Below are 12,741 nucleotides of genomic sequence, written 5' to 3'. Positions count from 1 at the left end.
CGCCGGCCACCCCGCGGCGCCCTGACCCGACGGCCCCCGACAACCGATTTTGGGACTGGCGCGGTCGTGCGCTAATCTTCAGGAGTCAGCGCGCGGGACACACACCGCAGAGCGCGGCGGGGCTATAGCTCAGTTGGTTAGAGCGCATCCCTGATAAGGATGAGGCCACAGGTTCAAATCCTGTTAGCCCCACCAGTACGAAGACCCCCGGTCCATAGGACCGGGGGTTTTTGGCACGCTCAAACCACCTGTTCCCGACGTGTCCGGCGACCTACACTCTGCGGATGACCTTGGAATGGGAACAGGTAATCGTTCACTCGGTGGATCCGGCGGCTCTGGGACAGTGGTGGGCCGAGGCCCTTGGCTGGGTCGTTGTCTATTCCTCCGATGACGAGTTCGAGATCCGCCCGGAGCCGGATCGCATGCCAGGGTTGGACTTCGTCCGGATCGAAGAGACCAAGAAGGCCAAGAGCCGGCTGCATCTCGACTTCAGGCCCGATGACCAGGCCGCCGAGGTGGCACGCCTGGAGGCTCATGGCGCCAAGCGGGTCGACATCGGCCAGGGCGACCAGTCGTGGGTGGTCATGGCGGACCCCGAGGGCAACGAGTTCTGTGTCCTTGGCCAGCGGAGTCAGTGAGAATCCCTGAGAACTCCTGAGAACTCCTGAGAGCCCCGGTCTGCATGGGCCGGGGCTCTTTGACATCGCCGACCGGTGGGCGTTCCCTGGAAGTACCGGCGGTGAAGCGAGCCTGCGTCCCCCGGCCACGGCTTTCTCGCCGCCGTCATCCAGCGCTCATGCGGAGGTGGCTGAGGTGAAAGCCGTCGTCTATGAGAAGCCGTTCAGCGTGACGGTGCGGGACGTCGACGACCCGCGGATCCAGCATCCCAACGATGTGCTGGTGCGGGTCACGTCGACCGCGATATGCGGCTCCGACCTGCATATGTACGAGGGCCGTACGGCAGCCGAGGCGGGCATCGTGTTCGGGCACGAGAACCTCGGCGTCATCGAGGAAGTCGGCGCCGGTGTGACCTCCCTCTCCGTGGGGGACCGCGTGGTCATGCCGTTCAATGTCGCCTGCGGGTTCTGCAAGAACTGCCTTGCCGGGAAGACCGGGTTCTGCCTGACGGTCAATCCGGGCTTCGCGGGCGGCGCCTACGGCTATGTGGCCATGGGCCCGTACAAGGGCGGCCAGGCCGAGTTGCTGCGGGTGCCCTTCGCCGACTTCAACTGTCTGAAGCTGCCGCCGGGCGAGGAGTTCGAGACGGACTTCGTGCTGCTCGCCGACATCTTCCCGACCGGGTACCACGGCTGCGAGCTGGCCCAGGTCTCTCCCGGTGAGAGCGTGGCCGTCTTCGGCGCCGGCCCCGTGGGGCTGATGGCCGCCTACTCCGCGCTGCTGCGCGGTGCGTCGAAGGTGTTCTCGGTGGACCGGGTGCCCGAGCGGCTCGCCAAGGCGGAGGAGATCGGGGCGATCCCCATCGACTTCACCAAGGGCGACCCGGCCGACCAGATCAAGGAGCAGACGAACGGAGAAGGCACCGACAAGGGAGTGGACGCCGTCGGCTACCAGGCGCAGGCGCACGACGCCAGCCACGAGGAACCGGCGATCGTCCTGAACGAGCTGGTCATGACGGTGCGCCCCACCGGCATGCTCGGCGTGCCGGGGCTGTACGTGCCCGCCGACCCCGGTGGCCCCGACGAGCACGCCAAGCACGGCCAGCTGCTGGTCTCCATCGGCAAGATGTTCGAGAAGGGCCAGCAGATGGGCACGGGGCAGTGCAACGTCAAGCGGTACAACCGCCAGCTGCGCGACCTGATCATCGCCGAGCGGGCCAAGCCCAGCTTCGTGGTCTCCCACGAGCTGCCGCTGGAGGATGCACCGGCGGCCTACGAGAAGTTCGACAAGCGGATCGAGGGATACACCAAGGTCGTCCTGCATCCGGGGCACGCCCTGGCCGCCTGAGGAGCAGCCGGGCGCCGGCCGGGCCGCAATGAAAAGGACCCGACCGCTGGCGACGGGGGATGCACCAGCGATCGGGCTATGGCCAAGGGTAACAAGGTTGTCGGTTCCGTGGGGCCAAGTCCGAGGGGAATCAGGCAGGTTGGCCGATCATCGACCGCACGGGGGGTCGTAGGAGAGGCGGGGCAGGTACTCGTGCCACCGCCGGGGGGTCAGTACGCCCCGGGTCACCGAGCAGATGTGCCGGATCGCCGTGTCGGCGTCCAGGCTCCACAGCCGGACCGTGTCGGCGCCGCTGGAGACGCCGAGGACATGGCTGCTGGGGCTGAAGGAGAGGAAGGTGCCCGTCTTGGCGTTGGGGGTCATCGACTGGCCGATCGGGGTCGCCGAGGCCGGGTCGGTGACGTTCCACAGCCGGACCGTGTTGTCGTTGCCGCCGCTGGCCAGCGTGTGCCCGCCGGAGCTGAACGTCAGGGAGGTGACCGCTTCGGTGTGACCGGTCAGCGGGGCGCCGAGCGCGCTCGCCGAGGCCGGGTCGGTGACGTTCCACAGCCGGACCGAGTCGTCGTCGCTGCCGCTGGCCAGCGTGTGCCCGTCCTGGCTGTAGGCGAGCGCGTTGACCGGGCCGGAGTGCTCGGTGAGCGGCGGGCCGGCCGGCCGGGCGTGCGCGAGGTCGGTCACGTCCCACAGCCGGATCGCGCTGTCCGCGCTGCCGCTGGCCAGCGTCCTGCCGTCCGGGCTGAACGCGAGGGCGTTGATGTAGCCCCGGTGGCCGGTGAGCGGCTTGCCGAGCGGTACGGCGTGCGCAGGGTCGGTGACGTTCCACAGCTGGACGGTGCGGTCGTCGTAGGCGGTGGCCAGGGTCTTGCCGTCGGGGCTGTAGGCCAGCGCGTCCGGGCCCATGAAGCGGGTGCGCAGGGCGAGCGGCGGACCGGCGGCGACCGGGTGCGCGGGGTCGGTGACGTTCCACAGGTGCACCGTCCGGACGCCGGTGAGGACGGCGAGGGTGCGGCCGTCGGGGGAGAACGCGAGGGAGCGCTGGTCGCCGTCGGCCCGCATGAACGGCCTGCCGAGCGGGACCGGGCGGTCCGGGCGGGTCACGTTCCACAGCCGTAGCCTGCCGTCCCGGGCGGCCGTGGCCAGCACCTTGCCGTCCGGGCGGAACGCCCCGCTGCGGCCGATCATGTCCGAGGTCGGGACCGACCACAGGCGCACCTTGCCGTCCCCGCTGCCGGTCGCGAGGGTACGGCCGTCCGGGCTGAACCCCAGCGCGTACATCTCGCCGCTGCTGCCCGCGAGCGGCTCGCCGACCTGGGACGGGGAGGCCGGGTCGCTGACGTTCCACAGGCTGGCCGTGCTGTCCGCGCTCGCGGCGGCCAGCCGTCCGCCGTCGGGACTGAACGCCACCGACCAGATCGGTCCGGTGTGGCCGGTCAGCGGGGAGCCGGTCGCCGTGGCGCGGCCGGGCTCGCGGACGTCCCACAGCCGGATGGTGTCGTCCGCGCTGCCGCTGGCCAGGGTGGCGCCGTCGGGGCTGAAGGCCACCGAGTGGATCAGGTCCGTGTGCCCGCGCAGCGTCCTGACCTGCTCGGGCCGGCGCGGCGCGGACACGTCCCACAGCCGGATCGTGTCGTCGTCGCCGCCCGTGGCCAGCGTCCGCCCGTCCGGGCCGAACGCCACACAGCGCACCGCGTCGGTGTGCCCGCGCAGTGTGGAGAGCGCGGTGGGCCGGCCCGGGTCGGCCACGTCCCACAGCCGTACCGTGCGGTCCTCGCCGGCGGTGGCCAGCGTGCGCCCGTCCGGGCTGAAGGCGACCAGGTAGATCGTGCCCCGGTGGCCGGTGAGCGGCTTGCCGAGCGGTACGGCGTGCGCCGGGTCGGTGACGTCCCACAGCCGGATCGTGCCGTCGTCGCCGGCGCTGGCCAGCGTCCGGCCGTCCGGGCTGAAGACGGCGCTGCTCACCCAGCTGGCGTGGCCTGCGAGGGGTCTGCCGAGCGCGGCCGGGCGGTGCGGGTCGGCGACGTTCCACAGCCGGACCGTGCGGTCGTAGCTCGCCGTGGCCAGGGTCCTGCCGTCCGGGCTGAACGAGGTGAGGTAGACGGCACCGGTGTGGCCGGACAGCGGCGTGGCCAGCGGCGCGTTCACGATCGAGATCAGCCTGCTGTACGTGCCCTCGTCGTCGGGGCGCAGCCGGTGCGCGACCAGGTCGAGCTGGGCGGCCAGGGACGGATCGGTGTGCTGGACCCGGTCGGCCTCGGCGAGCACCTGCTCGAACACGGCGTCGTCGCGCTGCTTCCAGGCGATCACCGCGGAACCGGCGGCGAGGACGGCCAGCACGACCAGCGCCGTCACCGCGGCCCGGCTCACCCACACCGTGCGCTTGCGCAGCCGTACCGAGGCGGCCAGGAACTCCACCGCGCTGCGGGTCAGGTAGGTGTCCCCGGCCGACCGGGCCCAGCTGCGGGCCTGCTCCAGCCGGGACCCCCGGTACAGCAGCGAGCTGTCCCGGTCCGAGTCCTCCCAGGCCCGGCCGTCCTCCTCCAGCCGCTGGCGCAGCAGATGGTCGCCCCGGCCCTCGTCGATCCAGTGCCGCAGCCGCGGCCAGGCGTGCAGCAGCGCCTCGTGGGTGATCTCCACGGTGTCCGCGTCCAGCGTCACCAGCCGGGCCCGCACCAGGGCCTCCAGCGACTCCTCCGTCTTGCCCGGGTCCGCCGACTCCTGGGCCAGCTGCCGCCGGGTGCCGCGCCGGCGCGTGGCCTGGGTGTCCTCGCCCAGCCGGACCAGCCGCAGCAGCAGCAGCCGGGCGGCGGCTCGGGCCGCGGGGTCCAGGCCGGACCAGGCACGCTCGGCGGTCGCCGCCACCGCGCCCTGGATCCCGCCCGCCGCGCGGTAACCGGCCAGCGTCAGCTTTCCGGACTTCCGGCGCTGCCAGGTGGCCAGCAGGGCGTGGGACAGCAGCGGGAGCACGCCCGCGTCGTGCGCGCCGCGCGGGCCGTCGGCGCTGACCTCGCGCACGATCAGCTCGGCGAGCCCCGGCTCCAGCTCCAGACCCACCGCCTTGGCCGGGCCGGTCACCGCCTCCCGCAGCTCGGCGCTGGTCAGCGGGCCGAGGACCATGTGCCGGTGCTGGAGCGCGTCGGCCAGTTCCGGATAGCCGAGGCACTGCTCGTAGAAGTCGGCGCGGATGCCGAGGACGACCCGGACGGGCGCGGGTCCGGCGGCGCCGGCGGGCGGGGTGCAGGCGGCGTGCAGGAGCTGGATGAAGGTGCGCCGGTCCGCCTCGTCGGCGCAGAGGGTGAACGTCTCCTCGAACTGGTCCACGATCAGGACCGGCCGGGTGTCCGGGCCCGTCGTCCGGCCGGCCCGGACGGCGAGCGCCTCGCGCACGGCCCGGGCGAGGTGCGGGGCGTCGCTGCCCGGCAGCGCGGGGTTCTCCGACGCCTCCTGCTCGGCCCTGCGCGCGTCGGCGGCGACGTCGGCCAGCTCCGGGACGCGGCGGACCAGCGCGTCGAGCGGATCGGCACCCGGGACGAGCTGGAGGACGGGGTCCGGGGGCTCGGCGGTCTCCGGGGACCGGGGGGACTCTCCGGACTGCGCATGGCCCGGCTGCGGCGGGGCCGCGGTGGCCGCCGTGTCCTCGGCGCCGGTGTCCAGGGCGCCGCCGCGGACCGCGGGGACCAGGCCGGCGTTCAGCAGGGACGACTTCCCGGCTCCCGAGGCGCCGACCAGCATCACCAGTCCGCCGGACCGCTCGGCCGCGCGGAGCTGGGCGACGAGGGCGTTGGTGCTCCGCTCCCGGCCGAAGAACCAGCGGGCGTCCTCGGACCGGTAGGGAGCCAGCCCCCGGTACGGGCACACGCCGCCGGCGACGGGCGGGGCCTGGGCCGGTGGCCGCCGGTTCTCCTCCGAGGGCGGCGCGGGCCGGTCGCCGGCCGGTCCGGCCAGCGCCAGCTCCCACAGGCGCTGCCAGTGGGCGAGGTCGTACAGTCCGGTCGAGACCGGCGCGGGGCGCAGCCGGCGGGCCTCCGGGATGAGGATCTGCAGGACCGCCGCGAGGGCGGCGAACTGGGCCGGTACGTTCCTGGCCCGGCGCCAGTCACTGATCCGCTGCGCCGACACCCGTACGGGCCGGCCGCGCTCGTCGACGCGCTGCAGCCGTACGACCGCCTCGGCGACGCTCTTGAGGGGAGGGTTTCCGGCCTCCTTGTACAGCAGCGCGAGGCGCTCGGCGAAGGCTGTGCGTGCCCCTGAGTCGGAACTCAAGGTCCCACCCCTTAACTCTCCCGCGCGCGAACGTCCGGACCGGAAAACTCACCCTATACGGCTGACCTGCGGTTAAGGGGCGGACCGGAGACCGGAACCTCCTCGCTGGCGGCGGCAGATGGCAGGATCCGAACCCGGTAGCGGATCCGTCACATACCGTCCGAACAGGCCACCGGCTCGGCGCTCGGAGAGACAGCCCATGGCATCGAACGTTCTCGGTCAAAGTCGGTCAACTCATGCCGTGCCCGCCGGGTGAGTCCGCGCGCACCAGGAAAGCGTCCCCGTTCTTCGACCCGTGCCGCACCGCCGACCGGGCACGGGTCGACAGCCCCGCACCGTTCGGCACCGGTCCCCACGAGGGGAGGGACCGGTGCCGGGCGGGCGGGACCGCGGAATCACTCAGGCGAGCCAGCCCGCCTCGCGGGCCGTGTCGACGGCCCGCCGCTCGGCCTCCTCGGCAGCGGCGTTCAGCGGCGTGTCCCGCCCCGGCGCGGGTCCGCCGGCCGCTGCCGCGGCGGTCCGGGACGCCGTGAGGGCCGCGCGCAGGGCGGCCGCTGCGGCGGGGCCGCCGTCCCTGGCCGCGGCCAGCTGTGCCGCCAGGGCGGCGGTGGCGGCGGCGTTGCGGGCGCAGCGGGCGTCGGCCGCCGGGTCCGGGGCGCTCTCGGCCAGGGCGGCGAGCGAGCCGGCCGACAGCCGTAGCGCGTTGGCGGCCCGGCCCGCGGAGTCCTTCGGAACGACCTCGGCCGCGTCCTGCCCGACACCGGCGTACCGGCACGCGGCGACCGCCCGGCCGTAGGCACTGCGAGCGCGCCCACCGTGCACCCGCCGCAGCTCCGACACCGTCGCTTGCTGTGGGTCCGTCATCCGGCCTCCCGGGATCGATACCGCGTGCCCCGCCGGTCCGGGCCGGGCGCGGGCAGGGTGGCATGCCGGGCGTGAAGAGGCCACAGGAGCGTTCACATCTGATGGTGCGTCAGATAGCCTCGGCTCGGCCGCCGTTCCTGGAGGGGTGAGTGTCATGGCGAAGCAGCGTTCCCGGTGCCCGCGACCGTCCGGTGAGCCGCGGTGGGTCGCGATGTTCTACGAGCCCGCCCGGGACAGCTGGACGGCGGGCGCCGAGTCCCCGTACCGGGCTCCGGTGCTGTACGCCGTCGGAGACATGACCCGGACCGTGCGGGCACGCGGCGACGAGGTGACGGTCGCGCTCTGGGGTCCCGAGGACGGCGCCTGGCGCCTCTTCGACACCCCGTCCGCCTCCGCCGGGACTCCTGCCCCGGAGCGGCCCGCGCCCGGCTCCCCGGAGCCCGCGCGGCTCACGGAACGCATGACGGACCGCCGGCACCAGGTGCTCATGGCGGGTCTGAGCAAGGCGGGCCTGTACGACCTGAGCCCCGAGGACGGCGACGCGGTACGGATCCTGGCCGACCGGCTCGACGAGCCGACGGTCCGCCGGGTGGCCCACTGGCTCTCGGCCGCGGGCGGCGGACGGTAGCCACCGCGACCGTACGGCCGGTTCGGCGCACGGTCCGCCGGGCAGGGACGTCCTGGAGGTCACCGCTGACGGCTGGAGGACGCATGAAGGTCTCCGTCGACCGCTCCCTGTGCTACGGCTCGGCCGAGTGCGCGCACCGGGCGCCGGCCGTGTTCGCGTTCGAGGACGGCTACGGCGTCGTGCGCCCCGAAGGCGCGGAGTCCGCCGAGGACCCGCGGGTCCGCGAGGCGGTCCGGGAGGCGGCCGAGAGGTGCCCGTCGCAGGCCATCGTGCTCAAAGAGCAGGAGGAGTAGGCGGATAGGTCCAGTCGAAGGCGGCGAGCGCGCGGGCCCGGGCCTCCGCGACCGCCATGCGGGCCGCGCGTTCGGCGGGGTCGACGTGTGCCGCCTGGCCGGTGACCTGCCCCTCCCACTTGCGGTACAGCAGACCGGCCCGCGCCGAGAACCAGCCGCGGCTCACCGCGTTCAGCGCCAGCAGCAGGCCGGTGTCCTCCGAGGCCGGCAGCGCCATCCAGCCGCCCAGGGCGACCAGCAGCTCGCGTCGTACGCACAGGCTCGCCGGGTGGACCGGGGCGCGGAAGTCGTTCCGCTTCCACTGGTCGAGGACGGTCCCGCGGGCGATCGGGCCCTCGTCGGGGTCGCCGGGGAAGCCGGCCGTGGAGCCGTCGGGCAGCAGGTCCAGGACGCGGGACGTCGTCCAGCCGACGGTGGGGTCCGCCTCCAGCGCGGCCAGGTCGCGGGCGAGGGCGCCCGGCGTGAGCTGGTCGTCGGCGTCCAGCACCTTGACGTACGTGCCCTCGGCGCGCGCCAGCGCGATGGTCCGGGCGACTCCCGGCCCGCCGGACCGGCCCTGGCGGAAGGTCACGCGCGCGTCGTCCGGGACGTACGGGCGGACCTCGTCCGTCGTGCCGTCCTCCTGGACGACCCAGTCCCACTCCCAGCCGGCGGGCAGCCGTTGCGCGCACAGGGAGGTGTACGCGTCCGGCAGGAACCGGGCGGACGGGCCGTGGACAGCGGTGACTACGGTGACGCGCCGGCTCACGGCAGCGCTCACCACCTTTCCGTGCGGTGCGGGTCGTTGCCGTACGAGGATGACGCATCCGTATACAGCGCGAGACCCCCGGCCGAACCCGGCCGGGGGTCTTTCCGTGTCGACTGGTGCGTACGCAAGTCGCCGTGAAGTCGAGACGTTGCGGTACTGCGGGAGGGGCGGGATCAGCAGTCGAGGGAGACCGCGGCGTGGTCGGGGGCCGTGGTCCCCGACTCCTGCTCCGTGAGCGTCTGTGCCGGCGACTGCGTCTCGGTGAGGGGGCGGTGGCGGCAGCTCGGGGACTTCCCGTGGGCCTCGGCCCGGATCCGCTGCTTCATCGTGGGGGGCAGTGCGCTGCCGTGGGACCAGGCCCAGTGGCTCATCGCCGGGATCGCGGGGGCCGTGTGCTGCGCGGTGCCGGTGCGCGGGCTCTCGGTCCGGGGTCCGGCCGCGGCGGCGGTCGCGGTGCTCGCGGCGACGAATCCGAGCGCCGTGCACAGCGCGAGGAAGGCGGTGACGATGGCGGACCACAGCTTCATGACCTTGTTCCTGGTCATGGCCCCTCACTTTCGGGTTGGGCGATTTGCGTACTTTGTTCATGATGTGTATGGGGATCGCGAAGTGGTGGACCGACGCCCGTGGCGCGTCGATGTTCAGATCAACACCACCCGGATGGCCGCAAGAGGGCGGAAAAGTGTCCAAATCCCGGTGAGGGTGAGCGAAGGGGGAGCAAAGTAACCGTGCGTGGGGGCGCGGTCACCCTCCGGCCCGAAAGGCGTCCGACCTGGCCTATTGCGCTGTCGGGGGCGGGAGTTGGGCCCCGACGCAGGTCACCGATCGATATCGGTCGGTGTGTATAGTCGGGCGCCAGAGGTCCCCTACGTCAAGGAAAGACGAGGTCGCGCGGTGAAGAAGCTGCTCCTGGTCGCACTGGCCGCCATCGGCGGGCTCCTCGTGTACCGCCAGATCCAGGCGGATCGCGCCGAGCAGGACCTGTGGACGGAGGCGACTGACTCCGTGCCCACGGGTTCGTGAGTCCCGGATACCGAATCTGAACAGACCCCGGCCGCTCTCGCGGCCGGGGTCTTGTGCTGCCCGCGGGTGTTGCCCGCGGTTCTCCCGTGTTGCGGGGCCCCGCCCGGTGCGGTAGACGAGGCGGGCGGGGGCGCGCCCGAAGTGCCGGGCGTTTCGGACGGCCGTGCCCATTGCCCGGATGGCGCAGGGGCGGGCGGGGCAGGATGGGGCCTGTGGTCCGGTGCGGCGGTCCGACGACTGGGGGTGGTGGCGCGTGCGGGGGCGACGGGGCACGTCGGGGCGGGCGTGGTGGCGGGCCGTCGGCGCCCGGCGCGCCGTGATCACGCTGCTGGGACTCGGTGCCGCCCTCGTCCTGCCGGCCGGCGTCCCGGCCGCCGCCGACACGCGCCCGGGGTCGTACGGCTTCACGCCCGGCGACCGGACCGTCGAGGGCGCGGAGGGCACCGCGGGCGCGGCCCTGCTGGACCCCCACCACACCTACCGCAGCTCCCTGCCGCGCAACGGCAAGCTCTACTACCGCCTCCGCCTCGCCGCCACGGACACGGCGTACGTCCCGGTCACCGCCGTACCGCCGGCGGACGCCACCGTCTCCGCCACCGACGGCATCCGTGTCTCGGTCCGGGACGCGCACGGCACCTCCTGCGACTACGCCTCCGCCCGCTTCGGCGCCGGACTCAGCCCGCGCCCGGTCACGGCCCTGGGCCGGCGCGAGGCCGGCAGGGCGCTCTGCCAGGGCGGGGGCACCTACTACCTGCTCGTCGAACGTCTCGACGCCGAGGGCTCAGGCGCGGCGGCCTCGGCCGCGCGCTGGGACCTGGAGATCGCGCCCGCCACCGAACCGGGCCTCACCCGGACCGGCCCCACCACCGCGCCGCGGACCTGGGACTCCGCCACCCCGCAGCCCCTCACCGGCCGGGCCCGGGACCGCTCCGGCGGCACCGGTTTCGCCACGGCGCGCCCGCTGGGCCAAGGGGTCTGGCGGACCGCTCTCGTCCCCGGCGAGACCCGGTTCTACAAGGTGCCGCTGGACTGGGGCCGGCAGCTGCACGCCTCCGCCGACCTGGCCGGCGCCCCGGGCCGCGGCTATGTCGGCGGCGCCCTGAACCTCTCCCTCCACAACCCCGTCCGCGGCTACGTCGACGACACCTCCCTCGGCTACACCGGTACCGCGAAGTCCGCCGCCCTCGCACCGCTCCCGCCGGTGGAGTACGCCAACCGGTACGCCGTTCCGGCCGCGGTGACCTCGGTCCGCTTCGCCGGTGACTACTACCTCGTCCTGCACCTCAGCACGCAGCTGGCCGGCACGTTCGGGCGAGGACCGTTCGAGGTGACCCTGCGGGTCCGGCTGGACGGCCAGGCGCACGCCGGGCCCGCGTACGCCGGCCGGCCCGCGCCGCAGGACGTCTTCACGGTCACCGAGCAGGACCGGGAGGCCGCGCTGACCGGGAGCACCGGGGGCGGGGGTGACGACCGGACGATGAAACTGGTCGCGGTCGGCGGGATCGGCTCGGGAACCGCGCTGCTGCTGGTCCTCGGCGGCTGGACGGCGACGGCCCGGCGGGCCCGGTCACGGCGCTGACCGGCGCCCCGGGCTCAGATGCGGGTCAGTGCCCAGAAACCGACCGCGTAGCAGGCGAGCGCCAGCAGCAGGATCGGGATCGCCGCCTTGGCCGGGGGCCCGGGCCTGCGGGCCGCGCGGCGCGCCCGGCGCCCCCGTGCGCGCGGGGCGGGCGCGGAGGCGGGCGCGGGCAGGGGAGGGGCGTACGGCGGGACCTGCGCATCGCGGGCGGTGTACGCGGCGGTGGTGGTGTCGACGGGAGGGGCCGGCGGCAGGTACGGCAGCGGGTTCGGGGCCGGGACGGGGACCGGGTCCGGGGTCGGGGGCTGCTGGGGAGGCGGCAGCCGGAAGCTTCCGGTGTCGGACAGGGAGCCGGTGCGGGTGGGTGTACGCGCCTCCTCCGGGACCTCTCCGGACGCCGTCACCGAGGCGGCGGGCGGGACCGGTTCGGACGTCTCGTCCGTACTCGGCTCCCGTGCCCCGCCCTGGACCAGCTCCAACGCCACGCCGGAGGCCTGCCGGAGCGGTCCGTCGGGGCCGAAACCCGGTGGCAGGGGGCCGAGTTGGTCGAAGATCTCGATGAGTTCGTCGTCGGGGCCGGGCTCCGGCAGGAGTTCCACGGCGGCGGCGAGCGCCTTGCGCGCCCCCGTGGCGGTGCGGAAACGGTCCACGGGATCGGGCTGCAGCAGCGAGGCGACGACCTGCCACAGCGGTTCCGGAACGCCCTTGGGCGGTCCGGGGGTCCCGTGCTCGAGGAAGTACTGCACGAGGGCCTTGGCGTCGGGTCTGGCGCCTTCGAGGAGGTACAGGGCGACCAGGCCGACGGCGAACAGGTCGGCCGGGAAGTCGGGTTCGGCGCCCAGCATCTGCTCGGGGGCGAGGTAGCCGGGCGTGCCGACCACGAGGTTCGTCTCCGTCAGCCGGGGTTCGCCGAGCCGCATGGCGATGCCGAAGTCGGACAGCCTGAGCCGCGGCCGGCCGGTACCGGTGGCTTCGAGGAGCACGTTGGCGGGCTTGATGTCCCGGTGGACGACGTCCTCCGCGTGGACGGCGGCCAGCCCGGACAGCAACTGGTCGAGCAGGGTGCACACGAACGCCGGCGGGAGGGGGCCGTAGTCGCCGACCAGGTGGACCAGCGAGCCGCCGGCGACCAGGTCCATGGTGAACAGCACCTTGTCGTCGTCGGCGGCCCAGCTGGCCGGGGCGAGGACGTGCGGGTGGTCGATGCGCAGGCCCTGCTCCCGGACGAACCGGAGCAGGGAGTGGGCGTCGCGCTGCTGGAGGACCTTGGCGGCCACGTAACGGCGTCGGCGATGGTCCCAGGCCCGCCATACGGCGCCCACGCCACCGCGCCCGATCGGGTCGGCCAGCTCGTACCGGCCGGCGAAGACCTCACCCATGG

General features: G+C 73.8%; 11 protein-coding genes and 1 tRNA gene. 7 read left to right on the top strand and 5 right to left on the bottom strand.

The window, feature by feature from the left end:
• Positions 1 to 118: 118 nt before the first annotated feature.
• From ABZ937_RS25945 to ABZ937_RS25935, 3 genes are all read left to right on the top strand, one after another.
• Positions 119 to 195: transfer RNA gene (locus ABZ937_RS25945), tRNA-Ile, on the top strand.
• An 89-nt stretch (positions 196 to 284) separates the two neighbouring features.
• The gene (locus ABZ937_RS25940) at positions 285 to 638 is read left to right on the top strand and encodes a VOC family protein (RefSeq protein ID WP_361695705.1); all 354 of its coding nucleotides are present in this window, start codon (positions 285 to 287) and stop codon (positions 636 to 638) included.
• A 175-nt stretch (positions 639 to 813) separates the two neighbouring features.
• On the top strand, positions 814 to 1,965 hold the full coding sequence (locus ABZ937_RS25935) for a glutathione-independent formaldehyde dehydrogenase (RefSeq protein ID WP_361695801.1): 1,152 nt from the start codon (positions 814 to 816) through the stop codon (positions 1,963 to 1,965).
• A 147-nt stretch (positions 1,966 to 2,112) separates the two neighbouring features.
• On the opposite strand, the gene ABZ937_RS25930 is transcribed toward ABZ937_RS25935, so the two are convergent.
• Positions 2,113 to 6,225, bottom strand: a complete 4,113-nt coding sequence (locus ABZ937_RS25930) for an AAA family ATPase (protein ID WP_361695704.1) — start codon at positions 6,223 to 6,225, stop codon at positions 2,113 to 2,115.
• 399 nt (positions 6,226 to 6,624) lie between these two features.
• Entirely contained in the window at positions 6,625 to 7,089 is a 465-nt protein-coding gene (locus ABZ937_RS25925) for a hypothetical protein (RefSeq protein ID WP_361695703.1), read from the bottom strand.
• Between the two features lie 154 nt (positions 7,090 to 7,243).
• On the opposite strand from ABZ937_RS25925, the gene ABZ937_RS25920 reads away from it, so the two are divergent.
• Together ABZ937_RS25920 and ABZ937_RS25915 are read left to right on the top strand one after the other, a co-directional pair.
• Positions 7,244 to 7,717 carry a hypothetical protein gene (locus ABZ937_RS25920; protein ID WP_361695702.1) on the top strand — a complete coding sequence of 158 codons (474 nt, stop codon included), beginning with the start codon at positions 7,244 to 7,246 and terminating at the stop codon, positions 7,715 to 7,717.
• A gap of 83 nt (positions 7,718 to 7,800) precedes the next feature.
• Positions 7,801 to 8,010: a ferredoxin gene (locus ABZ937_RS25915; protein WP_361695701.1), complete on the top strand. Its 210-nt coding sequence runs from the start codon at positions 7,801 to 7,803 to the stop codon at positions 8,008 to 8,010.
• Here the strand turns inward: ABZ937_RS25915 and ABZ937_RS25910 are convergent.
• Positions 7,991 to 8,770, bottom strand: a complete 780-nt coding sequence (locus ABZ937_RS25910; protein ID WP_361695700.1) for a glycosyltransferase family 2 protein — start codon at positions 8,768 to 8,770, stop codon at positions 7,991 to 7,993. The genes ABZ937_RS25915 and ABZ937_RS25910 overlap by 20 nt on opposite strands.
• Before the next feature lie 161 nt (positions 8,771 to 8,931).
• The gene (locus tag ABZ937_RS25905) at positions 8,932 to 9,303 is read right to left on the bottom strand and encodes a DUF6344 domain-containing protein (RefSeq protein WP_361695699.1); all 372 of its coding nucleotides are present in this window, start codon (positions 9,301 to 9,303) and stop codon (positions 8,932 to 8,934) included.
• A 349-nt stretch (positions 9,304 to 9,652) separates the two neighbouring features.
• Here ABZ937_RS25905 and ABZ937_RS25900 point away from each other — a divergent pair, with 349 nt between their 5' ends.
• Together ABZ937_RS25900 and ABZ937_RS25895 are read left to right on the top strand one after the other, a co-directional pair.
• A complete protein-coding gene (locus ABZ937_RS25900) occupies positions 9,653 to 9,781 on the top strand; it encodes a DLW-39 family protein (RefSeq protein WP_003999697.1) in 129 nt (42 codons plus the stop codon).
• A 253-nt stretch (positions 9,782 to 10,034) separates the two neighbouring features.
• A complete protein-coding gene (locus ABZ937_RS25895; RefSeq protein WP_361695698.1) occupies positions 10,035 to 11,360 on the top strand; it encodes a hypothetical protein in 1,326 nt (441 codons plus the stop codon).
• A 14-nt stretch (positions 11,361 to 11,374) separates the two neighbouring features.
• On the opposite strand, the gene ABZ937_RS25890 is transcribed toward ABZ937_RS25895, so the two are convergent.
• Entirely contained in the window at positions 11,375 to 12,739 is a 1,365-nt protein-coding gene (locus ABZ937_RS25890) for a serine/threonine-protein kinase (protein WP_361695697.1), read from the bottom strand.
• Positions 12,740 to 12,741: the final 2 nt, after the last annotated feature.

The organism is Streptomyces sp. NPDC046727 (genome assembly GCF_040645635.1).
Lineage (GTDB): Bacteria > Actinomycetota > Actinomycetes > Streptomycetales > Streptomycetaceae > Streptomyces.
This window is presented reverse-complemented; position numbering and strand designations above follow the sequence as displayed.